This window comes from Roseomonas sp. OT10 (genome assembly GCF_020991085.1).
GTDB lineage: Bacteria > Pseudomonadota > Alphaproteobacteria > Acetobacterales > Acetobacteraceae > Roseomonas > Roseomonas cutis.
On the sequence record NZ_CP087719.1, the window covers coordinates 360,895 to 385,162 of the forward strand.

General features: G+C 73.8%; 19 protein-coding genes. 9 read left to right on the top strand and 10 right to left on the bottom strand.

Going from position 1 to position 24,268, the window contains the following annotated elements; all coding sequences use genetic code 11:
• Positions 1-174: 174 nt before the first annotated feature.
• The 7 genes from LPC08_RS01825 to nudC all read right to left on the bottom strand — a co-directional run bounded on the left by LPC08_RS01825 (position 175) and on the right by nudC (position 7,967).
• Positions 175-1,089 carry a branched-chain amino acid ABC transporter permease gene (locus tag LPC08_RS01825; protein WP_230451030.1) on the bottom strand — a complete coding sequence of 305 codons (915 nt, stop codon included), beginning with the start codon at positions 1,087-1,089 and terminating at the stop codon, positions 175-177.
• A gap of 4 nt (positions 1,090-1,093) precedes the next feature.
• The gene (locus tag LPC08_RS01830; protein ID WP_230451031.1) at positions 1,094-2,278 is read right to left on the bottom strand and encodes an ABC transporter substrate-binding protein; all 1,185 of its coding nucleotides are present in this window, start codon (positions 2,276-2,278) and stop codon (positions 1,094-1,096) included.
• A gap of 81 nt (positions 2,279-2,359) precedes the next feature.
• Positions 2,360-2,896, bottom strand: coding sequence for a 3-hydroxyanthranilate 3,4-dioxygenase (locus LPC08_RS01835; protein ID WP_230451032.1), 537 nt, complete (start codon positions 2,894-2,896; stop codon positions 2,360-2,362).
• Between the two features lie 213 nt (positions 2,897-3,109).
• A complete protein-coding gene (locus tag LPC08_RS01840) occupies positions 3,110-4,093 on the bottom strand; it encodes a dihydrodipicolinate synthase family protein (RefSeq protein ID WP_230451033.1) in 984 nt (327 codons plus the stop codon).
• On the bottom strand, positions 4,090-6,273 hold the full coding sequence (locus tag LPC08_RS01845; RefSeq protein ID WP_230451034.1) for a xanthine dehydrogenase family protein molybdopterin-binding subunit: 2,184 nt from the start codon (positions 6,271-6,273) through the stop codon (positions 4,090-4,092). Before LPC08_RS01845 ends, LPC08_RS01840 begins: the two co-directional genes overlap by 4 nt.
• A gap of 405 nt (positions 6,274-6,678) precedes the next feature.
• Positions 6,679-7,041, bottom strand: a complete 363-nt coding sequence (locus LPC08_RS01850; protein WP_230451035.1) for a phosphoribosylamine--glycine ligase — start codon at positions 7,039-7,041, stop codon at positions 6,679-6,681.
• Positions 7,038-7,967, bottom strand: coding sequence for an NAD(+) diphosphatase (gene nudC / locus LPC08_RS01855; RefSeq protein WP_230452956.1), 930 nt, complete (start codon positions 7,965-7,967; stop codon positions 7,038-7,040). The genes LPC08_RS01850 and nudC overlap by 4 nt, the downstream gene beginning before the upstream one ends.
• A 203-nt stretch (positions 7,968-8,170) precedes the next feature.
• On the opposite strand from nudC, the gene LPC08_RS01860 reads away from it, so the two are divergent.
• The gene (locus LPC08_RS01860) at positions 8,171-9,811 is read left to right on the top strand and encodes an NAD(P)/FAD-dependent oxidoreductase (protein ID WP_230452957.1); all 1,641 of its coding nucleotides are present in this window, start codon (positions 8,171-8,173) and stop codon (positions 9,809-9,811) included.
• A 405-nt stretch (positions 9,812-10,216) separates the two neighbouring features.
• Here LPC08_RS01860 and LPC08_RS01865 read toward each other — a convergent pair whose 3' ends face one another.
• Positions 10,217-11,164 carry a M14 family metallopeptidase gene (locus LPC08_RS01865; protein ID WP_230451036.1) on the bottom strand — a complete coding sequence of 316 codons (948 nt, stop codon included), beginning with the start codon at positions 11,162-11,164 and terminating at the stop codon, positions 10,217-10,219.
• A 185-nt stretch (positions 11,165-11,349) separates the two neighbouring features.
• Between LPC08_RS01865 and LPC08_RS01870 the strand changes: the two genes are divergently transcribed.
• The 4 genes from LPC08_RS01870 (at position 11,350) to LPC08_RS01885 (ending at position 17,847) form a co-directional block, all read left to right on the top strand.
• Positions 11,350-12,876: a M81 family metallopeptidase gene (locus LPC08_RS01870; protein WP_230451037.1), complete on the top strand. Its 1,527-nt coding sequence runs from the start codon at positions 11,350-11,352 to the stop codon at positions 12,874-12,876.
• A gap of 146 nt (positions 12,877-13,022) precedes the next feature.
• Entirely contained in the window at positions 13,023-14,405 is a 1,383-nt protein-coding gene (locus tag LPC08_RS01875) for a M20/M25/M40 family metallo-hydrolase (protein WP_230451038.1), read from the top strand.
• An 11-nt stretch (positions 14,406-14,416) separates the two neighbouring features.
• Entirely contained in the window at positions 14,417-15,982 is a 1,566-nt protein-coding gene (locus LPC08_RS01880; protein ID WP_230451039.1) for an AbgT family transporter, read from the top strand.
• 35 nt (positions 15,983-16,017) lie between these two features.
• Positions 16,018-17,847, top strand: a complete 1,830-nt coding sequence (locus LPC08_RS01885; RefSeq protein ID WP_230451040.1) for an SLC13 family permease — start codon at positions 16,018-16,020, stop codon at positions 17,845-17,847.
• 6 nt (positions 17,848-17,853) lie between these two features.
• Here the strand turns inward: LPC08_RS01885 and kynA are convergent, their stop codons facing one another.
• Both kynA and LPC08_RS01895 read right to left on the bottom strand, forming a co-directional pair.
• Positions 17,854-18,726, bottom strand: a complete 873-nt coding sequence (gene kynA / locus LPC08_RS01890; protein WP_230451041.1) for a tryptophan 2,3-dioxygenase — start codon at positions 18,724-18,726, stop codon at positions 17,854-17,856.
• The gene (locus LPC08_RS01895) at positions 18,719-19,513 is read right to left on the bottom strand and encodes a DsbA family protein (RefSeq protein WP_230451042.1); all 795 of its coding nucleotides are present in this window, start codon (positions 19,511-19,513) and stop codon (positions 18,719-18,721) included. Before LPC08_RS01895 ends, kynA begins: the two co-directional genes overlap by 8 nt.
• Before the next feature lie 348 nt (positions 19,514-19,861).
• Between LPC08_RS01895 and LPC08_RS01900 the strand changes: the two genes are divergently transcribed.
• From LPC08_RS01900 to LPC08_RS01915, 4 genes are all read left to right on the top strand, one after another.
• On the top strand, positions 19,862-21,346 hold the full coding sequence (locus LPC08_RS01900) for a gamma-glutamyltransferase (RefSeq protein WP_230451043.1): 1,485 nt from the start codon (positions 19,862-19,864) through the stop codon (positions 21,344-21,346).
• A 1-nt stretch (position 21,347) separates the two neighbouring features.
• Complete coding sequence (locus tag LPC08_RS01905; protein WP_230451044.1) at positions 21,348-22,514, top strand: pyridoxal phosphate-dependent aminotransferase; 1,167 nt, start codon at positions 21,348-21,350, stop codon at positions 22,512-22,514.
• Positions 22,515-22,709: 195 nt separating this feature from the next.
• On the top strand, positions 22,710-23,183 hold the full coding sequence (locus tag LPC08_RS01910) for a hypothetical protein (RefSeq protein ID WP_230451045.1): 474 nt from the start codon (positions 22,710-22,712) through the stop codon (positions 23,181-23,183).
• A 123-nt stretch (positions 23,184-23,306) separates the two neighbouring features.
• A complete protein-coding gene (locus tag LPC08_RS01915; protein WP_230451046.1) occupies positions 23,307-23,717 on the top strand; it encodes a hypothetical protein in 411 nt (136 codons plus the stop codon).
• Positions 23,718-24,268 lie beyond the last annotated feature (551 nt).

Sequence of the window (24,268 nt, forward strand, 5' to 3'; positions counted from 1 at the left end):
CGTAAAAGAGTGGCGCTGGTTGGGACGGGGGTGTCCCGACGCGGCTACGCCGTCGGGACACCCCCGTCCCAACCAGCGCAATTATGAAAGGGGGTCCAGGGGCTCTGCTCCTGGCGGGATGGGTGTGGGAAGGGCAGCGCCCTTCCCACGGGCCACAAGCGCAACGCCGGCCCATCACGCCGCCGCCGGGAGGAGGCCGCGGGGGCGGAGGAGGAGGACGGCGGCCATGAGGAGGTAGACGCCCATGGAGGCGAGGGCGGCGGCGAGGGCGTCGGCCTGGTCGGGCGGCAGGGCGCCGCGGAGGAGGCCGGGGGCGAAGGCGCGCAGCAGCGTGTCCACGAGGCCGACGAGGAGGGCGCCGGCCAGGGCGCCGCGGATGGAGCCGACGCCGCCGATGACCACGACGACGAAGGTCATGATCAGGATCTGCTCGCCCATGCCGACCTGCACGGAGAGGACGGGGCCGGCGAGGAAGCCGGCGAGCCCGGCGAGGAGGGCGCCCAGGCCGAAGACCAGGGTGGTGAGCAGGCGGATGTCGACGCCCAGCGCGCGGACCATCTCGCGGTGCGTGGCGCCGGCGCGGACCAGCATGCCGATGCGGGTGCGCTGGATGAGGAACCACAGGCCCAGCGCGACGAGCAGGCCGACGGCGAGGATCAGCAGCCTCCAGGCGGGGTAGGGGATGCCGGGGATGATCTCGACGGAACGGCGCAGCGGCCCCGGCACGTCGACGAAGAGCGGCTGGCGGCCGAAGAGCAGCACCATGGACTGGTTGAAGAACAGGATCAGGCCGAAGGTCGCCAGCACCTGGTCCAGGTGGTCGCGGGCATAGAGCCGGCGCAGCACCACCAGCTCCACCAGCATGCCGGCGACGGCGGCGGCGGCCAGCGCGGCGAGCAGGGCGAGGATGGCGGAGCCGGTCTGCGCCGCGACCCAGGCGGCGGCGAAGGCGCCGATCATGTAGAGCGAGCCATGGGCGAGGTTGATCACGCCCATGATGCCGAAGACCAGCGTCAGCCCGGCGGCGAGCAGGAACAGCGTGACGCCGAGCTGCAAGCCGTTGAGCAACTGCTCCGCGAGGAGCGTCATGCCGTCACATCTTGCACTCGGCCGCGTAGACGTCGCCGTGGTTGGTCAGCACCCGGTCCTGGGTGACGAGCGCCAGCTTGCCGCCCACCCGCTGCACCTTCAGCGCCCACCAGTCCTGGATCGGGTGCTGGTTGGGGCCGAAGCGGAAGGCGCCGCGCGTGCTCTCGAAGGCGGCGGGGTTCATGGCACGGCGGAAGGCCTCGACGTCGGAGACCTTGCCGTCCGTGCCCTTCAGCGCCGCGCCGAGCGCCAGCGCCGTGTCCCAGCCCTGCTGTGCGTAGTAGGTCGGCAGGCGGTTGTACTTCGCCTGGAAGTCCGCGACGAACTTCTTCGAGCTCGGATGGGGGAAGTCCGTGTTCCAGTGGGAGGTGACGGTCAGCCCCTCCGCCGCGTCGCCGACGGCGGCCAGCGTCGTGCTGTCCATCGAGGGCGCGGGCAGCACCATGGGGATGGATTGCAGCAGCCCCGCCTGGGCGTATTGCCGCAGGAAGGCGATGCCGACGCCGCCCGGGTGGAACTGGAACACCGCATCGGGCTTCGCCGCGCGGATCTGCGCCAGCTCGGCCGCGAAATCCGTCTGGTCGAGCCGGGTATAGACCTCGCTCACGATCTCGCCGCCGAACTGCCGCTTGAAGCCGGTCAGCGCGTCGCGCCCCGCCTGGTAGTTGGGGGCGAGGATGAACATGCGCTTGTAGCCGGCGTTCTTCGCCGCCTGCCCGGCGCTCTCGTGCAGGCTGTCGTTCTGCCAGGCGATGGACCAGAAGCCCTTGTTGCACTCCTTGCCCGCGAAGGTGGAGGGCGAGGCGTTCGGGCTGGCGTAGAGCCCGTCCGCGTCGAGGATGTCGGGTGCCGTCGCGCCGAGCACGTTGCTGAAGACGATGCCGGTGAACAGCTTGATCTTCTCGTTGCGCAGGAAGCGCTCGGCGACCTGCTTGGCGGTGCCGGGGCGCAGCCCATCATCCTCCACCAGCACCGAGACGGGCACGCCGCCCAGCTTGCCGCCGCCCTGCTCGACCTGCAGCAGGAAGGCGTCGCGGATGTCCTGGCCGAGATAGCCGCCGGGGCCGGAGAGGGTGGTGATCATGCCGATCTTCACCCCCGCGCCCTGGGCCAGGGCGGGGCGGGACAGAAGGGTGGCGGCCGGCGCGGCGGCAAGGCCGGCGCCGAGAAGCGTCCTGCGACGAAGCATCACCGTCTCCCGTTCCGGTTCATGGGGGCACGATGCCGAATCCGTGACCCCCCGCCAATGCCCTCCCGGTTGAAACCGGTCTCAGAGGCTCACCCAGCCCGGCGGCGGTGCCTTGCCCGGGTGCAGCGTGCCGCAATGCGGGCAGGTGCGCTTCTCCTCGCTGGCGTAGAACTCGGCGTAGAGGGGCGGGAGGTCCTTCACGATGTCCGTCACCACCAGCTCGATGCGGTAGACCTTGCCGCCGCAGGAGAAGCAGTACCACTCGAAGGCATCCTTGCTGCCCGGCGGGCGCGATCCCTCGACCACCAGCCCGACGGAGCCCTCCTGCGGCCGCTGCGGCGAATGCGGCACATGGGCGGGGAGGAGGAAGACCTGCCCCTCGCGGATCGGGATGTCCTGGATGCGGCCGTCGAGGACGACCTTCAGCACCATGTCGCCCTTGAGCTGGTAGAAGAACTCCTCCACCGGGTCGTCGTGGAAATCCACCCGCTGGTTCGGGCCGCCGACGATCTGCACGACCGTCTCGGCGCCCTCGAAGAGCAGCTTGTTGCCGACGGGCGGCTTCAGGTTCGGCGCGTGTTCGGCGATCCAGGGCTGGAAGTCGAAGGGTGGCTTCATTCGGACGTCTCCTTCGGGAAAGAAAAGAACGGGGGTTCGAGGCACTGCCTCGAAGCGACCCCGAATCCCCCGCCTTCCTTCAGGAGTCCGCGCTTGGCCGGACCTGCACCCGACCCGCGGGCGGAGCCCGCGTGGCACGGTCGCTGGCCCCGGCCCCTCGCGGACTCCCGAAAGAGGGAGGGGGTTTGGGGGAGGTCACTCCCCCAAGCCTGTCTACTCCGCCGCCCGGGCCGGCAGCCGCAACCCGCAGCCGGCGAAGGCGGCACGGGTGGCGGCGCGCTCCGCCTCGGTCAGCGGCAGCATCGGCCGGCGCACGGTGCCGCCCGCCTGGCCCAGCAGCTCCTGCCAGTATTTCTGGTGCGCCTGGGGCTTGCCACCGGGGCGGGTGGATTTCAGCGCATCGCGCACGGGTTGCAGGCTGGCGCTTACGGCGCGGGCCTCCTCGGCGCGGCCTGCGAAGGCGAGGTCCGTGTAGTCGCGCATCCGCCGGTCCGCGGCGGTCTGGAGGAGGTAGGGCGGCGAGGAGCAGAGGTAGAGCCGCCAGCCCAGCTCCAGGATGTTGTCCAGCCACTCCTCCTCGCTGGCGGTGGAGACGATCAGGCTGTCGCCGGCGAGGCGCGTGAGCTCGGCATACATCGGGCGCGGCACGGAGTACTTGATGGCCACCACGTTCGGCACCTGCTCCGCGATGCGGGCGCAGAGCTCCGGCGACATCAGGTAGCCGCTGTCGGGATGGCTCCACAGCGCGATGCCCAGGCCGGTGCGGCTGCCGATGTAGCGGTAGTACTCCAGCAGGGTCTCGTCGCGGTCGTGGACGAAGTGCAGTACGGGGGCGTGCACCACGATGTAGTCGGCGCCGCAGCCTTCGGCATGCGCGGCCAACTCCAGCACCGCGTCGAGGTTCTGGTCGGAGCAGGACATGATCGTCTGCGCCCCGCATTCCCGTGCCACCTCGGCCGCCACGGTGAAGCTGCGCCGGCGCTCCTCCATGGAGAGGGAGAAGAACTCCCCCTGCTTGCCGGCGACGAAGACGCCGTCGATGCCGAGGTCGCGGAACCAGTGGCGCAGGTTCGACCGGAAGCCTTCCTCGTCCACCGACAGGTCGGGGCGGAAGGGCGTCAGCGCCGCCGCCCAGATGCCGCGCATGGTCTCGCGGGCATGGCGCTTCGCCTCGTCGCGCGTGTAGGCCGGGCTCATGGGGTGGGCTCCTCTCCCCGCATGGCGCGCCAGACGCGCTCGGGCGTCAGCGGCAGGGCAAGACTATCGAACCGGACACCGAAGGGTGACAAGGCATCGGCGACGGCATTCACGATCGCCGCCGGCACGCCGATGCAGCCGGCCTCGCCCACCCCCTTGGCGCCCAGCGGGGTGTTGCGGGCGGCATGCGGCGCGGCGTGGGGGAATTCCACGGCCAGCGGCATGTCCTCCGCCCGCGGCAGGGCGTAGTCCATCAGCGTGCCGGTGAGGAGCTGGCCCGTCCCGTCATAGACCACGCGCTCCAGCAGCGCCTCGCCCAGCCCCTGGGCCAGCCCGCCCCATTGCTGGCCGCGCACCAGCATCGGGTTGACGATGCGGCCGATGTCGTCCGCCCAGCGCAGGTGCTCCACCGTCACGCCGCCCGTGTCCCGGTCCACCGCCACCCGGGCGAGGCAGCAGCCGGAGGCCCAGGATTCGCCCTCCGCATGGAACACCGCCTCCGCCGTCAGCGGCGCCAGGGCGGACCAGGGCAGGAAGCGCCCCGGCTCGTCCGCCCGGACCCAGCCGCCCGGGGCGGGGGCGGGCTCGCCCTGCAACAGCCGGGCGGCCAGCGGCCGGGCCTGCTCCTCCAGCGCCGCCGCCGCCCGCAGCAGCGCCCCGCCGCCGATGCCGGTGGAGCGGCTAGCCAGCGCCCCGATCCCCTCCGGCGTGGCATCCGTGTCGCCATGCACCACCCGCACCCGCGCCGGATCGTCCAGGCGCAGCGCCTCCGCCACGATCTGCGCCGTGGCCGTCTCGCGCCCCTGGCCCTGGATGGTGGTGCCCAGCGCGGCGGTGACGGTGCCGTCCGGCTCCAGCGCCAGCCGCGCGCTCTCCCACCCCGCGCCGCAGGGCTCGACGTAGAGGGCGAGGCCCAGTCCCACCACCTCGCCCGCCGCGCGCCGGGCGTCGCGTGCGGCGGCCTGCGTCGGCCAGTCGCCCATGGCGCGCAGCAGCCCGGGATAGTCGCCGGAATCCAGCATGTCCGCCACACCCTCGGGGCCGCTGGCCAGCGTGTGGGGCAGGGCGGTCACCAGGTTCGCCGCCCGGATCGCCGCCGGGTCGCGGCCGGTCTCGCGCGCGGCGAGGTCCATCAGCCGCTCCAGCAGCATCGCCGCCTCCGGCCGCCCGGCGCCGCGGTAGATGCCCACCGCCGCCTCCGGCCCGAAGCGCGCCTCCAGCCCCACCGCGACCGCCGGCACGGCATAGGGGCCGGGGAGGATGCGGGCCGCGTTGCGTCCCGGCACGGCGGCGGAATAGGTCAGCCGCTGGCCCAGCGGCACCGCCACCCGCGCCCGCAGCGCCAGCGCCCGGCCCGCCGCGTCCAGCGCCAGCTCCCCTTCCAGCACGCCGCCGCGCCCCTGGGTGGCGGAGAGCATCTCCTCCGACCGGCTCGCCACCCAGCGCACGGGGCGGCCCATGCGCCAGGCGGCCCAGGCGACGGCCGCCTCCTCGGGCGCGATCGACGCCTTGGCGCCGAAGGTGCCGCCCACGTCGGGCGCCACCACGCGCAGCCGCGCCGGGTCGATCCCCAGCACCGCGGCCAGATCCTTGCGCGCCCGGTGCGGCGTCTGGGAGGACAGGAAGATGGTCATCCCGTCCCCCTCCGGGACGGCGAGCGCCGCGCGCGGCTCCAGCGCCGTGGGGGCGAGGCGGGCATGGGCGATGCGGGCGCGCACCACCCGGGCGGCCCCGGCGAAGCCAGGGCCGGTGTCCCCGCCCCAGGTGGCTTCCCAGGCCGGCGCCTCAGGCCGGGACTCCTCCGCGATCTCCGCGACCACCGATTCGGCCGCGTCGAGCGCCGCCTGGGGCGATGCCGCCAGCAGCAACGCCACCGGCTGCCCCATCGCCACCCGCTGCCCCGCCAGCGGCGCGAAGCGGGCCGGCGGCATGTCGGGGAAGAAGCCGTTCACCGCCGGCTGGCCATGCTCGCCCAGCCCGGCGGCGGTCAGGGCCCCGGGCGGCACGTCCAGCCCCGCCAGCCGGCCGCCGGCCGGGGCGCGGGCGAAGGCGGCATGCAGCGTGCCCGGCGGCAGCGGCAGGTCGGCGACGTAGCGGCCCCCGCCGCGCAGCAGCCGCGCATCCTCGCGCCGCCGCAGTGGCCGGCCGATCCAGCCGGCCGTGTCGGGGCGGAGGTTCAAGGGAGGCCTCCCCGGACCTCTGCCCCATGGGCCCGCCCGGAGGCCGGCCTGCCGGAGCCGCGCCGGCGCAGCGGCCCGCCCGAGGCCGATCCCTGGGTCACGCCGGCTCGGCTGCCCGGGGCCGCCGGAACGGCCGGCCGCGGTGAGAGGATGCGCTGTTGAGCCATGTCCCGAGCGTCGCGACCGTCCTTTCCATGGTGCAGGGCCTGTCCGACACGTTCATCGCACGGACCTCCCAGGGCGTCCCGCGCGACGGGTTGGCCCGCCGACGGATCTGGCTCCCTCCGGGCGGCCCTTCCGTCGCGGCCGGTCGCAAGCCCGGCGGGGCACCGTCGCCGTCCTTGGCCCGGCCGGGTACCCAAGACCGCCCGTGGGGGAGCCGGATCCGTCGGCGGGCCATCCCGCTCAGCGCAGCGGCGAACCCAGCCTCTCCGCATCGATCCGGTTGCGCCGGGTCGGCTCAACCCCGCCCGGCGCGGCGATGCCGTCGCGGCGCAGGCAGTCGGTCACCAGCCGTGCCTCGGTGGCCCGCAGCTCGTCCTGCCAGACCTCGCGCCAGGTCACCCGGTCCGGCGGCGGCTGCCGCTGGAAGAGCGTGCGCAGCTCCGGGCTGGACCGCGCCTCGGCGCGGCAGGCGGCCTCCTCCGGGGAGGCGGGCGGGCGGTCCTGGATGGCGCCCCGCGTCCCGCAGGCGGCGAGCAGGGCCAGCAGCGCCAGGGCGTGGACCGGGGGGAAGCCCCGGAAGGACCGGGGCGGAAGGCGTGTCACGCGGCGTTCTCCAGCCAGTCCTCGATCAGCCGGCGGGCGATGGAATCGGGCCGCGGCAGGCTGAAGCCGCCCGCCCCCGGATCGCGGAGCTGGTCGCGCGTGAACCAGCGCGCGTCGCGCAGCTCGGCGGGATCGATGGTGATGGTCTCGGACAGGGCCTCGGCATGGAAGCCCAGCATGATCGAGGCGGGGAAGGGCCAGGGCTGCGAGGAGTGGTAGTGCACCTCGCCCACCTGCACCCCCGTCTCCTCCAGCACCTCGCGCCGCACGGCTTCCTCCAGGCTCTCGCCCGGCTCCACGAAGCCTGCCAGCGTCGAGTACATGGTGCTGTTGGGGAAGCGCGTGGAATGGCCCAGCAGGCAGCGCGCCCCGTCCGTCACCAGCATGATCACCGCCGGGTCGGTGCGCGGGAAATGCTGTGCGGCGCAGGCGGTGCAGGCCATGGCATTGCCGGCCGAGCGCGGCTCGCAGGTGCCGCCGCACACCCCGCAGAAGCGGTGCCGCACCCGCCAGTGCATCAGGCCGCGCGCATGCGCCAGCACGCTGGCCTCGCCCGGCGGCAGCAGCCCGGCCACGGCGCGCAGGTCGGCGAACTCGCCCATCGCCTCCGGCAGCAGCGGCAGCGGGTCCTCGGCGCCGGAGCAGTCCACGGCGAAGACCGGCCGCCCCTCCCACAGCCCCAGCAGCGCCCAGGGGCCGCCCGCCATCCGCACCGCCTCCGCCGCCTGGCGGGTCAGCAGCACCGCCTCCGGCGCCCCCTCCGCCACGCCGCGCATCAGCGAGCGGGAGCGCCAGACGGGCACGAAGAGCGTCGCCTCGTCCGCGAGGAAGGAGGCCACGGACGAGTCGTCGTCCCGCAGGTGCGAGACGCGGTCGAGCGGGCTGCCGGTATAGGCGTTGGGGCGGCTGGCGGAGATGGAGAGCATGGGGCGGTCCGGAACCTGCCACGCGCGCGGGGTGCGGTCCATCCGGGGTGGCGCTCCGGCGGCCCTGACCGACAGCCCTGACCGGCGGCCCCCGGCCTCCCGGGGCCTGGCATCCAGGGGCCTTGCCTCCAGGGGCGGCGGGCATGCCAACCCCGCGATCCCTCCGCTTGGTATCGGCGGGGCGGAAGCCCTACATCGGGCGGATGCTCCGCCTGACCGAGATCAAGCTGCCCCTGGACCATGGCGAGGACGCGCTGCGCGAGGCGGTGCTGCGCCGGCTGCGGATCGGCGCCGGCGAGCTGACCGGCATGGCCGTCTTCCGCCGCGCCTACGACGCCCGGAAGAAGGCGGACATCCAGCTGATCTACACGGTGGACGTCGAGGTGGCGGACGAGGCGGGGCTGCTCGCCCGCTTCGAGGGCGCGCGCGACCTCTCGCCCTCGCCCGACATGCGCTACCGCTTCGTCGCCCGCGCCCCCGCCGGCTTCGCCAACCGCCCCGTCGTGGTGGGCGCCGGCCCCTGTGGCCTGCTGGCCGGGCTGCTGCTGGCGCAGATGGGCTTCCGGCCGATCATCCTGGAGCGCGGCAAGGTGGTGCGGGAGCGCACGAAGGACACCTGGGGCCTGTGGCGCCGCGGCGTGCTGGTGCCGGAATCCAACGTGCAGTTCGGCGAGGGCGGGGCCGGCACCTTCTCCGACGGCAAGCTCTACAGCCAGATCAAGGACCCCAACCACCTGGGCCGCAAGGTGCTGGAGGAGTTCGTGAAGGCCGGGGCGCCTGAGGAGATCCTGTCTGTCTCCAAGCCGCATATCGGCACCTTCCGCCTGGTGACGATGGTCGAGAGCATGCGAGAGACCATCGAGGCGCTGGGCGGCGAGTACCGCTTCGGGACCCGGGTCGAGGACGTGGAGATCGAGACCGCCCCGGACGGCAGCCGGCACGTCCGCGGCCTGCACCTGTCCGACGGCAGCCACCTCGCCGCCGACCACGTGGTGATGGCGGTGGGACATTCCGCGCGCGACACCTTCGCCATGCTGCACGAACGCGGCGTCTACGTGGAGGCGAAGCCCTTCTCCATCGGCTTCCGCATCGAGCACCCGCAGTCGCTGATCGACCGCGCCCGCTTCGGGCCGAACGCCGGCAGCAAGGTCCTGGGCGCCGCCGACTACAAACTGGTCCACCACGCCCGCAACGGGCGCTCCGTCTACAGCTTCTGCATGTGCCCGGGCGGCACGGTGGTGGCCGCGACCTCCGAGCCCGGGCGGGTCGTGACCAACGGCATGAGCCAGTATTCCCGCGCCGAGCGGAACGCCAACGCCGGCATCGTGGTCGGCATCACGCCCGAGGACTATCCCGGCCATCCCCTGGCCGGCATCCCCTTCCAGCGCCACTGGGAGGAGCAGGCCTTCGCGGCGGGCGGCGGCACCTACGCCGCGCCCGTGCAGCGCGTGGGCGACTTCCTGGCCGGCCGGCCCTCCACGGCGCTGGGCAGCGTCATCCCCTCCTACAAGCCGGGGGTGACGCCGACCGACCTGTCGGCCTGCCTGCCGGACTACGCCATCGCGGCGATCCGCGAGGCCCTGCCGGCCTTCGACCGCCAGATCCGCGGCTTCGCCATGGAGGACGCGGTGCTGACGGGCGTCGAGACCCGCACCTCCTCCCCCATCCGCCTGAAGCGCGGCGAGGACGGCCATAGCCTCAACACCCGCGGCCTGTTCCCGGCCGGCGAGGGCGCGGGCTACGCCGGCGGCATCCTCTCGGCCGGGGTGGACGGCATCCGCACCGCCGAGGCCGTGGCGCGTAGCCTTCTCTCCGGGGCCGCCGCCACTCCCCTCGCGGCCTGATCCGCCGCTCGCCCCGGCTTCGGCGTGGCGCCCGTTCCCCGGGGGCAAGGCGCTGCCTCGCCCCCGTACCCCCACTCCGCCAGGACCCTGCGGGCCCTGGACCCGATCAGCGCTGCCGCGGGACAGCCTGCGACGGGGTCGATGCGCCGAGGAGCACGGCTCCTCGGCGGGACCGGCCGCCGCACTCACTGACGCCTTTGAAGCTTTTTCAGAGTCCCGCCTGTCCGCGCGCCGTCAGGCATCAGCCCGGAGGCTGACACCCACCGCCCCGAGCCAACTCCCAGCGGGGACCGGGGCCCGCTTGTGGCCCCGGCAGGGGAGGGTCTGGGAGGGGACGGCGTCCCCTCCCGGCCACGGGCGCGACGCTGGAACGCCCGAGGCGTCCCACGGCCCGGGGAGCGCGGCCTAGCCTTCCACCCGCCGCGCCAGGCGCACGGCGGTGTGGCCGCGCAGGACGCAGGGGCTGGGCATGACCAGCAGGCAGTCGTCGTGGGGGGTGCGGATTTCCGCCTCCCCATCCAGGGCGATCAGGGTGTTGCGCTCCGGGATGACGGTGCCGCCACGGTAGTCCTGGAGGAAGACGAAGTTCCGGCTGTTGGCGATGACGGTGCGCGTCACCTGCCACAACGCGCTGGGCGGGCCACCGGGCCGCGGCCCGTCGAGCAGCCCGGTTTCGCGCAGCAGGGCCAGGGCGCAGGCTTCCAGCCGCGGCGGCGTCTCCGGTTCCCAGTGCGGCCCGCCCTCGACCAGCAGGGCGCGGGCGGGGGAGGCGGTGTCGGCGAAGGGGCCGTAGTCGATCAGCCGCAGCCCGTCCGCATGTCCGGCATCCGCCACCACCAGCCCCGGCACGCCGAGGGCGCGGGCCAGCGGCTGCGCCTTGCGCGTCCGCCCGGAGAGCAGCAGCGGGTCGGAGGGCCAGAGCATCGAGTGCAGGTCCAGCAGCACGTCCACCGTGTCGAGCAGCGGGCGGAGCGCGCGGGCGCGGCGCAGCTCGGCGGAATCGCGCGGCCCGTCCAGGGCGGCGCGGCCCCAGAGCCGGTTGAGATCCTCGTCCACGTAGCGGGACAGGGTCGGGTCGGACGGATCGAAGCGGTCGAAGGCGTCGAGGTTGGCGAAGGCCAGGGTCAGGCGTCCCCGGCGCGGCCGCAGCCCCTCGGCCAGCCAGCGGGAGAGCAGCAGCGCCCCGGCGATCTCGTTGCCGTGCACCAGGGACAGCAGCGCCACATGCGGCCCCGGCGCCTCGGCCGCGAAGGACCATACGCCGGGCAGCAGGTTGCCCGCCCGCCAGGGTCGCAGGTCCGGGACCGGCAGCCGCACCGGGAAGCGCAGCGGCGGGGGAGGGTCGAGGTTCACCCGGCCGCGTCGCCGGCGGCCGTGCGGGACCGGCCGCCCGGCCTTGGGGGGCGGGGCGGGGCGGGCGGTCTCCCCGCGATCGGCCTGTGCGTGCCTGCGGCCATGCACCACTCCCGGACGGAGCCAGTCTATACGGCGGAGGCGAAGCGATCCAAACCGGGGCTTCCATCGCCGGAGATCGTCCCATGGCCGCGCCGCGCATCGCCATCCTCGGGCTGCACCTGGAGGCCAATGCCTTCGCCCCGCCGACGATGCTCGAGGACTTCGAGAAGCAGTGCCTCGTGGCGGGCGGGGAGATCACGGCGCAGGCCCGTGCGCCCGCCTCCCGCCTGCCCTCCGAACTGCCCGGCTTCTACGCGCGCATGGATGCGACGGGACCCTGGGTGCCCGTGCCGGTGCTGATGGCGGCCGCCCCGCCGGGTGGGCCGATCGAGCATGGCGTCTTCCTCTCCTTCCTCGACGCGATGCGCGCGGGCCTCGCCGCTGCCCTGCCGCTGGACGGGGTCTATATCGCCAGCCACGGCGCCGCCTCGACCACGGGGGACGAGGACCCGGACGGCACCATCGCCGCGATGGTGCGCCAGGTCGCCGGCCCGGCGGCGACGGTGGTCTGCACCCACGACCTGCATTGCAACATCTCGCAGCGGATGATCGATGCCATCGACGCGCTGGTCGTCTACCGCACCAACCCGCATGTCGACATGGCCGAGCGCGCCGCCGAGGCCGCGGATCTGCTGCGCGAGGGCCTGGCGGGCGAGCGCTTCGCCATGCACCGCATCCGCCTGCCGATGACGCCGCCCACCGTCACCATGCTGACGGCCGAGGGGCCCTATGCCGAGCTCATGGCCATGGCGGCGGCGGAGATGGCCGCCGGGCCGCGCCTCGCCAACGCCTCGGTGGCCGGCGGCTTCCCGCATTCCGACCTGCCGAAGAACGGGCTGACGGTGGTCGCCACGGCGCGGGGCGGCGATGCCGCGCTGGCGCGTGCGGTCGCGACCCGCATCGCGCAGCGCGGCTGGGACACGCGAGGCCGCTTCACCCGCGACCTGCTGGACGTGCCCCGCGCGGTGGCGATCGCGCAGGAGGCCGGGAGCGGGATGCGGGAGCCGGTCTGCCTCGCCGATTCCGGCGACAACCCCGGCGGCGGCGGGCGCGGCAACACCACCTGGCTGCTGCGCGGCCTGCACGAGGCGGGGGTGGCCGGCGTGGTGCTGGGGAACTTCGTCGATCCGGCGCTCGCCACCGAATGCCACGCGCTGGGCGAGGGCGCGCGCTTCCACGCCGTGCTGAACCGGGTGGAGGATCTCTACGGCAAGCGGCTCGAATCCCCGGCCCGGGTGCTGCGCCTCTCCGACGGCACGGCCGTCGGGCGGCGCGGCACCCTCGCGGGGCGGCGCTTCGACCTTGGTCCCTCCGCGCTGATCGAGCTGGAGGGGTCGGGGATGCGGATCGTCGTCGCCTCGCTGCGCCGGCAGTTGCTGGAACCCGTGATGCTGGAGATGTTCGGCGTGGACATCGCCGCCGCGCGCGTCGTCGTCGTCAAGAGCCGCGGCCATTTCCGCGCCGGCTTCGACGAGTTCTTTCCGCCCGGCCGCATCCTGGAGGTGTCCGCCCCCGGCCTCACCAGCCCGGTGCTGCGGGACTTCGCCTTCCGCCGCCTGCCGCGGCCGGTCTTCCCGCTGGACGAGGGCGTGACCTGGACAGCGGCCTGAGGCGCGTCCCGGCGGGGTGGCCGCCAGCTTCGGCGCGGCTGGCAGCCAATCCCTTGCTTATACTGTAACAAAGCATTCCCGCATCCCCTGCCTCGCTTGATTCGCGGCCATGAGAGGACGGAACCTCACGGCAAGGGGAGGTATGGATGTCGATCCTGAACGCGGTGCTCGACCACGTCGACGGCCATGTCGAGGCGTCGCTCGAACGCCTCTTCGCGCTGCTGCGGCTTCGGTCCATCTCGACCGACCCGGCCTATGCCGCGGAATGCCGCGCCTGCGCCGAATGGCACGCCGCCGACCTGCGGGCCATCGGCTTCGAGGCCACCGCCCACGCCACGCCGGGCCACCCGATCGTGGTCGCGCACGACCGCACCGCCTCCGGCCCCTCGGCGCTGTTCTACGGGCATTACGACGTGCAGCCGGTCGACCCGCTGGAGCTGTGGGAGCGCGATCCCTTCGACCCGGTCATCGAGACCCGGCCGGACGGCACCCGCGCCATCCGCGCCCGCGGCGCCTCCGACGACAAGGGCCAGGTGATGACCTTCGTCGAGGCCTGCCGCGCCTGGAAGGCGGTGACCGGCACGCTGCCCATCCCCGTCACCATCCTGCTGGAGGGGGAGGAGGAATCCGGCGGCGCCAGCCTGCCGCCCTTCCTCGATGCGCATGCGGAGGAGCTGCGCGCCTCCGTCGGGCTGATCTGCGACACCAGCATGTGGGATGCGCGGACGCCCGCCATCACCACCATGCTGCGCGGCCTCTGCGGCGAGGAGATCGTCGTCACCGCCGCCGATCGCGACCTGCATTCGGGCTTCTACGGCTCCGCCGCGCGCAACCCGAACCACGTTCTGGCGCGCATCCTCGCCGACCTGCACGACGAACAGGGCCGCGTGACCCTGCCGGGCTTCTACGACGGCGTGCCGGAGCTGCCGGAGGCGCTGCGCGCCGACTGGGAGCGGCTGCCCTTCGACCCGGCGCAGTTCCTCGGCGCGGTGGGGCTGTCGGTCCCGGCCGGGGAGACGGGCCGCTCCGTGCTGGAGATGGTCTGGTCCCGCCCGACCTGCGAGGTGAACGGCATGGGCGGCGGCTATCAGGGCGAGGGGTTCAAGACCGTCATCCCCTCCCGCGCCTCGGCCAAGGTCTCCTTCCGGCTGGTCTTCGACCAGGACCCGCACGCGGTCCGTGCCGCCTTCCGCGACTTCGTCCGCGCCCGCATCCCGGCCGACTGCCAGGTGGAGTTCATCGCCCACGGCTCGGGCAAGGCCACCCGCTTCGCCGTGGATTCCCCGCCCTTCGCCAAGGCGCGCGCGGCGCTGGGCGAGGAATGGGGACGCGACGCCTTCTTCATCGGCGGCGGCGGCTCCATCCCCGTGGCGGACACGCTGCAGCGGGTGCTGGGCATGGAGGTCATCCTGGCCGGCTTCGCGCTGGAGGACGACCGCATCCACAGCCCGAACGAGAAGTACGAGCTGGAGAGCTTCCGGCGCGGCATCCGCTCCTGGGTGCGGGTGCTGGACGCGCTGTCGCGCTGAGGGGAGGAGACATGGCCGGAACCACCAGCCCGCCGGCGCCGGGACAGGTGCCGCAGGGGGCCGGGCCCACGCGGATGCAGCGCCTGCTCGACGTGGTGGAGCGCGTGGGCAACCGCGTGCCGCATCCGGTGGTGATCTTCGTCATCCTGCTGGTCGCCGTGGTGGTGCTGTCGCAGATCCTGGCCCTGGCCGGGGCGCGGGTGACCTCGCTGCGCTGGAACCCCGCGACGGACGAGATCGAGACGGTGACGATCGCGGCGCGCGGCCTGCTCTCGATCGACGGGCTGCGCTTCATGTTCACCGGCGTGGTGTCCAACTTCATGGGCTTCAACGCCGTGGGCGTCATCATCGTCGCCATGGTCGGCGTCGGCGTGGCGGAGGAGGCGGGGCTGGTGAAGGCCCTGATCCGCAAGCTGGTGATCGTGGCGCCGCCGAGGGCGCTGACCTATATCCTCACCTTCGTCGGCATCCTCTCCTCGATCGCGGCCGATGCGGGCTACCTCGTGCTGATCCCGCTGGCGGCGGCCGCCTTCGCCAGCGTCGGGCGGCACCCGCTGGCGGGCCTCGCCCTGGCCTTCGCGGCCGTCGCCGCCGCCTTCACGGTGAACATCCTGATCGTGCCGGTGGACGGCATCCTGACGGAGATCACCAACGACGCCATCCACCTCGTCGATCCGGCCCGCTCCATCGACCTGACGGCGAACCTGTGGTTCTCCATCGCCTCCGTCGTGCTGCTGACCGTGCTGATCGCCCAGATCACGGAACGGATCGTCGAGCCCCGCCTGGGCCAGCACGGCGTCGGCCACACCGCGGCGGACCCGGAGGTGCTGACGGGCGAGGAGCGGCGCGGGCTGCGCTTCGCCTTCTGGGCGCTGATCGGCGTGCTGGCTTTCCTGGCGCTGATGACGCTGCCGCCCGGCGCGCCGCTGCGCCACCCGGAGACGGGGGCGATCATCGGCAACTCGCCCTTCATGAACAGCCTGATCGTCACCATCGCGCTGATCTTCTTCGCCACCGGCGCGGCCTACGGGCTGGGGGCGGGGACGCTGAAGGACAGCGCGGCGGTGGTGGCGGCGATGACCAAGGCGATCGGCAGCCTCTCCGGGCTGATCCTGCTGCTGCTGGTGATCTCGCAGTTCCTGGCCTTCTTCAACTACTCCAACATGGCGGCGCTGGCCGCCATCTCGCTGGCCGAGGTGCTGCAGCGCGCCAACCTCGACGCGCTCTGGCTGCTCATCGGCTTCGTGGTGGTGGTGCTGCTGCTCGACGTGATCATCACCGGCGCCATTCCGAAATGGGCGCTCTTCGCCCCGATCTTCGTGCCGCTGCTGATGAAGCTGGGCGTGGCGCCGGAGGCGGTGCTGGCCGCCTATCGCGTGGGCGATTCGCCCGTGAACGCGATCACGCCGCTGAACGCCTATTTCGCCCTGATCGTCACCTTCGCCCAGCAGTACCAGAAGGATGCCGGGGTGGGCACGGTGATCGCGCTGATGCTGCCCTATGTGGTGATCTTGGCCGTGGTCTGGACGGCCCTCCTCGCCGCGTGGCACCTGTTGGGCCTGCCCTGGGGGCTCTGAGCCCCCGCGCCGCCGACGCCCCGGGGGGGGGAGCCATGACCACCGACCTGGCGCTGGTGCTGCTGTTCCTGCTGGCCGCCATCATCATGTTCGTGATGAACCGGCCACGCATGGACGTGGTCGCGCTGATCATGATCACCTTCCTGCCGCTGACCGGCGTCATCACCATGAACGAGGCGCTGGCCGGCTTCGGCGACAGCGCCATCATCCTGATCGCCGCGCTCTTCGTGATCGGCGAGGGGCTGGTCCGCACCGGGGTCGCCCGCCGCCTGGGCGACTGGCTCTACGCGAAGGCAGGCCGCAGCCAGACCCGGATGCTGGTGCTGCTGATGCTCTCGGTCGCGGCCCTGGGATCGCTGATGAGCTCCACCGCCGTGGTCGCCATCTTCATCCCCGTGGTGCTGCGCATCTGCCAGAACACCGGCACCCCGCCATCGCAGCTGATGATGCCCCTCAGCGTCGCGGCGCTGATCAGCGGCATGCTGACGCTGGTCGCCACCACCCCCAACCTCGTCGTCAGCGCCGAGCTGGTGCGTCAGGGCGCGGAGGGCTTCCACTTCTTCAGCTTCACCCCCTTCGGCCTGCCGGTCCTGGCCCTGGGCGTGCTCTACATGCTGGTGGCGCGCCGCCTGCTGGGCGGCCGCGCCGGCGACGCGCGGCCGGCCGGCGCCCCCAGCCTGTCCGACTGGATCGAGCGCTACGGGCTGGCCGAGCGCGAGTACCGCGTCCGGGTGCGGCCCGGCTCGCCGCTGATCGGGCAGCGGCTGGACGACCTCTCGCTCCGCAGCAGCGGCGTGAACCTGCTGGCCATCGAGCGGGCCCGGCGCTTCGGCCTGGACGTGCTGCGCCCCCAGGCCAGCACGGTGCTGCGCGAGGGCGACATGCTGCTGATCGACGCGCTGGTCCCGGAGGCGGAGACGGAGGCGCTGGTGCAGCGCTACGGGGTCGAGCGCCTGGCCCTCGATCCCGGCCGCCCCTACCTCAGCGACCGGCGGCAGGAGCTGGGCATGGCGGAGGCCATCGTGCGCGCCGATTCCAGCCTGATCGGCCAGACGGTGCTCCAGGCCCGGCTGCGCTCCGAGCACGGGCTGACCGTGATCGGCCTGCGCCGCGGCAAGACCGTGCTGGGCCACGGGCTGCTGGAGGAGAAGCTGCGGGTCGGCGACACGCTGCTGCTGGTCGGCTTCTGGTCGGACCTGCGCCGGCTCCAGTCCGGCCTTGCCGACCTCGTCGCGCTGAACCTCCCGGCGGAGGGGGAGGAGGTGCTGCCCGCCGCCGACAAGGCCCCGCAGGCCCTCGCCGCCCTGGCGCTGGTCGTCGTGCTGATGGTCGGCGGCGTGGTGCCGAACGTGCAGGCGGCGCTGCTCGGCTGCCTGCTGATGGGGCTGCTGGGCTGCGTCGACATGAACAGCGCCTACCAGTCGATCAGCTGGAAGAGCCTGGTGCTGATCGTCGGCATGCTGCCCTTCTCCCTCGCGCTGCAACGCACCGGCGGCGTGGACCTGGCCGCGGACGGGCTGCTGGCGGTGGTGGGCGGGGCCTCGCCGCGCATGGTGCTGGCCGCGATCTTCGTGATCACGGCGCTGCTGGGCCTGTTCATCTCCAACACCGCCACCGCCGTGCTGATGGCCCCCGTGGCGCTGGCCATCGCCAAGGATCTCGGCGCCTCGCCCTATCCCTTCGCGATGATCGTGGCGCTCTCCGCCTCGGCGGCCTTCATGACGCCCATCTCGTCGCCGGTGAACACGCTGGTGGTCGGGCCGGGCAACTACGGCTTCGGCGACTTCATGAAGGTGGGCGTGCCCTTCACCATCCTGGTCGCCCTGGTCTGTGTGCTGCTGGTGCCGCTGGTGCTGCCGCCGTAGCGGCCGCTACAGCCGCCCGCGCACCGTCCAGAGCTCCGGGAAGAAGCGCCGGTCCAGCGCCTGGCGCAGGTAGGACACCCCGGCCGAGCCGCCGGTGCCGGGGCGGCGCCCGATGATCCGCTCCACCGTGGAGACGTGGCGGAAGCGCCATTGCTGGAAGGCGTCGGAGAGGTCCACCAGCTCCTCCGCCAGCTCGTAGAGGTCGAACAGCCGCTCCGAATCCCGGTAGACCTGCCCCCAGGCGGCGATCACCGCCTCGTTCTCCGCGTGCGGGGTCGCCGGGTCGCGCTCCAGCACCTCGGCGGGGATGGCGAGGCCGCGGCGGGCCAGCAGGCGCAGCGCCTCGTCGTAGAGGCTGGGCGCGTGGAACGCCTCGTTCAGCGTCGCGGTCAGGTCGGGCCGGTGGGCGTGCGGCTTCAGCATGAAGGCGTCGCGCGCGCCGAGCCGGATCTCCAGCAGCCGGTACTGCCAGGACTGGAAGCCGGAGGAGGCGCCGAGCACGTCGCGGAAGGAGAGGTAGTCCGCCGGCGTCATGGTGGAGAGCACCTCCCACGCCTCCACCAGCTGCCGCTGGATGCGCGAGACGCGGGCGGTGGCCTTGAAGGCGGGCTGCAGGTTGTCCGCGCGCAGGCAGCGCATGGCCAGCCCCAGCTCCGCGTTCATCAGCTTCATCCACAGTTCCTGGACCTGGTGGATGATGATGAACAGCATCTCGTCATGCTGGTCGGAGCGCGGGTGCTGCGCCGAGAGCACCGCGTCCAGCCCGAGATAGTCCGTGTAGGACATGCGGCCGCGGAAGTCGGTCTGCACCCCCTCCCGCCCCGCCGGTTCCGGTGCTTCCGTCTTCGGCCCGTCCCCGCCCGGCCCGTCCTCAGCCACGGCGGCGCGCCTCCGCGACCAGCTTCTCCAGCGTGGCGAGGTCCACCGCGCCGGGGACCAGCGTGTCGCCGATCACCAGCGCGGGCGTGCCCTGGATCTCCAGCGCCTGGGCGAGGCGCAGGTTGGAAGCGATGCGCGCCTGGATCGACGGGTCCTCCATGTCGCGCTTCAGCCGGGGCCAGTCGATCCCGACCCGCTGCGCCTCCGCCTGGATCGCGGCCTCCGTCGCATCGCCGCGCAGGGCGAGGAGGGCGGTGTGCAGCGCCTCGTACTTCCCCTGCTTCTGCGCGGCGAGCAGGGCGCGGGAGGCGAGGACGCTGTTCGGCCCCAGGATGGGGATGTCCTTCAGCACGACGCGGATGTTGGGGTCGCGCTTCAGCAGCTCCGCCATCGCCGGCTGAAGCTGCTTGCAGTAGCCGCAGCGCGCGTCGAAGAATTCCACCAGCGTCACGTCGCCGCGGGGATTGCCCTTCACCGGGTCGTCCGCGTTGCGGAACAGGGCATCGGCATTGGCGGCGATGGCGTTGCGCTGGGCCGTCGCCTGCTCCGCCTGGTCGGCGTTGCGCATGGCCTCGATCGCCTCGCGCAGCAGGGAGGGGTCGGTGCGCAGCGCCTCGCGCAGGATGCCCACGATCTCGGCCCGCTGCTCCGGGGTGAAGGCGCCCGGGGCTGCCCCCTGGGCTCCCCCCTGGGCTGCCCCCTGGACCACCGCCTGGGCCCGCGCCTCCGGCCCGGCGAGCAGCAGCGCCGCCGCCAGGGGCAGGGCGAGGGCCGCCCGTCGCAACATCCATCCGGCCATCCGTCGTTCCCCTGCCTGACGCTGTCGGGGATGTCCCCGTCCCGGCCCTTATACAGGCCGGTCGCCGTTCCGCTCCAGGAAGGCCAGGGGGGCGAGGGGCGGTGGCGGGTGGTTGCCGGGGGTGACGAAGGCGTTTAAGGCCCGCTCCTGGATCAGCGTGATGCGCACCCGGCCGGGAACCATCCCGGCGGCGCGGAACAGGGGATTCGCCAGCGCCCGCAGCAGGCCTCCGGTCTCCGCCTCGCGGACGACCGCGATCCCCTGGCCGCCCTGCGCCGGAAGCTGTCCGGGGATGGCCGGTCCAGGGAACCCGGTCCGGGGAACAGGGACGACAGCATGGCGAGTGCGGCGCAGAACCAGGCGAAGGGCCGACACATCACGGGCAGGCCGTTGCGGGCGGCTGCCCGGCGGCCGGTCCGGCATGCCGTCCTCCTGGCCGCCCTGCTGCTGCCCGGCTGTTCCACCCTCGACCGGGTGGGCAACGCCCTGGGCGGCGGCAGCAGCATCCCGCCGGGGCAGGTGGGCTACGTCTCCGGCTTCCTGGGCGGCGCGGTCGCGGATGACCCGCGCGCCGCGCTGGTGGCGCGGGACCTTCTCTCGGCCGGGGGCAGCGCGGCGGATGCGGCGGCGGCGGCGGGCTTCGCCCTCTCCGTCACCCTGCCCTCGCGGGCCGGGCTGGGCGGCGGCGGCGCCTGCCTCGCCTATGACCAGCGGCGCGGGGCGACCGAGGCGGTGCTGTTCCCCGCCGCGGCGCCTGCCGCCACCGCCCCGGGGGCCGACCGCCCGGCGGCGGTGCCGCTGATGGCGCGCGGCCTCTTCGCCCTGCACGCCCGCTTCGGCCGTCGCCCCTTCGAGGAGACCATCGCCCCGGCCGAGCAGCTCGCCCGCTTCGGGGCGCAGATCTCCCGCACCCTCGCCGCCGACCTCGCCACGGTGGGGGCGCCGCTGCTGGCCGATCCCCGCGCGCGGGCGGTCTTCGGCACGGAGGCGACGGAGGGCGGCCGGCTGCTGCAGCCCGACCTCGCCGTCACCCTGTCCCAGATCCGCACCCTCGGCGTGGGCGACTTCCACCAGGGCGCGCTGGCCCGGCGCGTGGCCGAGGCCTCCGTCCCCGCCGGCGGCGGGCTGACGGTCGCGGCGCTGCGCGACGCGGTGCCGCGCACCGCCCAGCCCCTGACCCTGCGCGCCGGCTTCGACACCGTCGCCTTCCTGCCGCCGCCCGCCGATGGCGGGCTGGCTGCGGCCGCGGCCTTCGAGGCGCTGCGGGGCGGCGCCGACCCGGCCCAGGCGCAGGGCCGGGCGCTGGCCACCGTCGCCGCCTTCCGCCGCGGCGGCGGCGATCCGGCGGCGCTGCTCGCCAGCCCGCCGGCCAGCGGCACGGTGGGGCCGATGGGGGCCTCCACCGCGCTGGTGGTGGCGGACCGCTCGGGGAACGCCGTCTCCTGCGCCTTCTCGCTGAACAACCTGTTCGGCACCGGGCGCGTGCTGCCGGGGCTGGGCTTCCTGCTCGCCGCGGCCCCTCGTCCCGGCGGTGTGGCGGCGCCGCTGCTCTCGGCGGTGATGGTCAGCAACCCGAACACCCGCGACTTCCGCTATGCCGGCGCGGGCTCGGGCCAGGACGACGCGCCGATGGCGGTGGCGATCCCGGCCGTGCAGCACCTGCTGCGCAACGTCCCGGTCGGCAGCGCCCTGGCCGCCGTGCCGGAGCCGGGGCGCGGCGTCGCCTTCGGCTGCCCCGCCGGCCTGCCGGGCAATGCGGCGAGCTGCCAGGCGGCGGCCGATCCGCGCGGCGGCGGGCTCGCGGTGATGGGCGGCAACTGAGATGGCGCTCAAGACGGGCCGCGGGGCGGAGGCGCCGCCCTTCCTGGTGATGGACGTGATCGCCGCGGCCAATGCCCGCGCCGCCGCCCTGCCGCCCGGCGCGCCGGGGGTGATCCGGCTGGAGGTCGGGCAGCCCGGCACCGGCGCCCCGCGCGGCGCGGCGGAGGCCGCCATCGCCGCGCTGCGCGGCGGGGCGCCGCTGGGCTACACGGAGGCCTTCGGCATCCGCTCGCTGCGCGAGCGCATCGCCCTGCACTACGCCCGCAAGTACGGGCAGCCGGTGCCGGCGGAGCGGATCGCGGTGACGGTGGGCGCGTCGGGCGCCTTTCCTCTCGCCTTCCTGGCCGCCTTCGACCCCGGCGACACGGTGGCGATGGCGGCGCCCTACTACCCTCCCTATGCGAACATCCTGACCGCGCTGGGCATGCGGCCGCTGCTGCTGCCTTGCGACGCGGCCACCCGCTTCCAGCCGACCATTGCCGCGCTGGAGCGGCTGGAGCGGCTGCCGGACGAGTTGATCGTCGCCTCGCCCTGCAACCCGGCCGGCACGATGCTGGCGCCCGAGGAACTGGCCGAGATCGCCGCCTGGTGCCACGCGAAGGGCGTGCGGCTGATCTCGGACGAGATCTACCACGGCCTCTCCTACGGCATGGCGGAGGCGACCGCGGCCGCGCTGAGCCCGAGCGCGGTGGTGGTGAATTCCTTCAGCAAGTACTGGTCGATGACCGGCTGGCGCATCGGCTGGCTGGTGCTGCCGGAGGACCTGCTTCGCCCGGTGGAGTGCCTGGCGCAGAACATGTTCATCTCCGCCCCGCACGTCGCCCAGGTCGCGGCCGAGGCGGCAATGGACTGCACGGAGGAGCTGGAGGCCAACCGCGCCGCCTATGCCCGCAGCCGCGCCCTGCTGCTGGAGGGGCTGCCGAAGGCGGGCTTCGACCGGATCGCGGCGGCGGACGGCGCCTTCTACCTGTGGTGCGACGTCGGGCACCTGACCAACGATTCCGTCGCCTTCTGCGCCGCCATGCTCGCCGAGGCGGGGATCGCCGCGACCCCGGGGGTGGATTTCGACCCGGAGCGCGGCGGGCGCTTCCTGCGCTTCTCCTATTGCGGGCCGGAGGCGTCGATCGCCGAGGCACCGGAGCGGCTGGCGCGCTGGCTGCGCCGCTAGCGCGGGTCGCCACCACCCATCGGTTCCGGAATACGCAGGCCCCGCCGCGAGGCCCGGAACCGCCAGCCCATCGCGCAGGGGCGGATTTCGGCCCCGACCCTCCGAACGGAGGTATCGGCCGGCGGATGGCGACCCTATTCCGGGCGGACCCCGCGCCGGCTCCCCGTCCGGCGACGGGGAGGAGACCTGCCCGCCATGCCGGGTGTCAGCTCTGGCCTGGTGCCGCCCCCCGGTGCCGCCCGGCCGAACCGCTCCGCCCGCCGGCGTGGCCGCAGCTTGGCTTGGCTGGCCCTGGCAGCTGCGCTGCTCCCCGCCGGCCTGCTGCTGCCCCGCCCGGAGCTGTCGTGGCCCGCGGCCCATCATCCGGCGGTGCGGGCCCGGCCCGTGCTGGCGCTGGATGTCGGCCCGCTGCGCCGGGCGCTGGAGGTCCGCGACCCGCTGACCGGGCGCTGGATCGGGGTCTGCCGCCAGGACCTCTCCGATCTGCGCGAGGCCCCCGCGGCCCTCCATGCCGCCCATCGCAGCGGGGCTGGCGACCTGTGGCGGCGGGTGGGGTGCCAGGGCACGGAGCCTCCCGTCTGCGCGTTGCTGGAGGGCAAGCGCTGGAACAAGGCCGGGTCGAGTCCCGAGGCGCTGGCCCTGTACCGCCGGTGCCAGCGCATGGCTTGATCTGCCGCATCAAGCTACTGTTCCGAAAAGATATTCTTTCCAACGGGAGAGACGGCAAAGGGCTGCCGTTTCGTCATGGTGATTTTTGTTCACTCTTTGTTCGTTCTTGCCTAGGATGCCCCCATGACCGACCGCCCGACTCCACCCCCCTCCCTGGATGTTACCGCCCTGCGCGACATCGCGGCACGGCTGGATGCGGCCCTGGCGCGCGGGGCGCCGCGCAGCCTGGCGCAGTCGGCGGCCGTGGCGGCGTTGCACCGCCTCTACCCCCCCGGCGCGGGGCTTCCCGCCGCCCGGGCGGCGCTGCGGCTGCTGGCGGCGCAATCCCCGCGGCCGGTCTTCCCGGCCGGTTCCGTGGCGCCGCTCTGTCCGACCCCGCCGGGCCGGGCGCTGCGCGAGGCGCTGGTGACGCCCTGGCAGGCCGAGGAACTGCACGAGGACACCGCCGAGGCGGCGGAGGCGCCGGAGGCCGGGCGGGCGGCTTGGCCCGCCGCCCGCCCGGCCCCGCGGCAGGCGGAGGGCCTGGCGCGCTGACACGGTTCGGCAGGAGCCATTTCGGGGCGCGACTCGGCGGCGGCACGATCCCCACCCCGCCGCCACACCCCGGCCAGGGCTCCTGCCAGGGATCCGCCCCGGTTCCCCCACCGGGGCGGGTCCCACCCCCCCCTCGGCCCGCTCCGGCGGACCTGATACGGACGGCGGGATGCCCTGATCCATGCCGGCGCGGGGTGCGCGCGTGGCCCGGGGGCAAGGCGCTGCCTCGCCCCCGTACCCCCACTCCGCCAGGACCCTGCGGGCCCTGGACCCATTTGGCGCTGCCGCGCGGTGGTGGTGACGGGGTCACGGCGCCGAGGAGCTTGGCTCCTCGGCGGGTACGGCCGCAGCCCTCGCTGACGCCTGTGAGACTTTTTCAGAGTCCCGCCTGTCCGCGCGCCGTCAGGGTTCAGCCCGGAGGCTGACACCCACCGGAAGCACCAGACTCCTAGCGGGGACCGGGGCCCGCTTGTGGCCCCGGCAGGGGAGGGTCTGGGAGGGGACGGCGTCCCCTCCCGGTCCGACGATGGAACACCACGGCGCGACAGGTC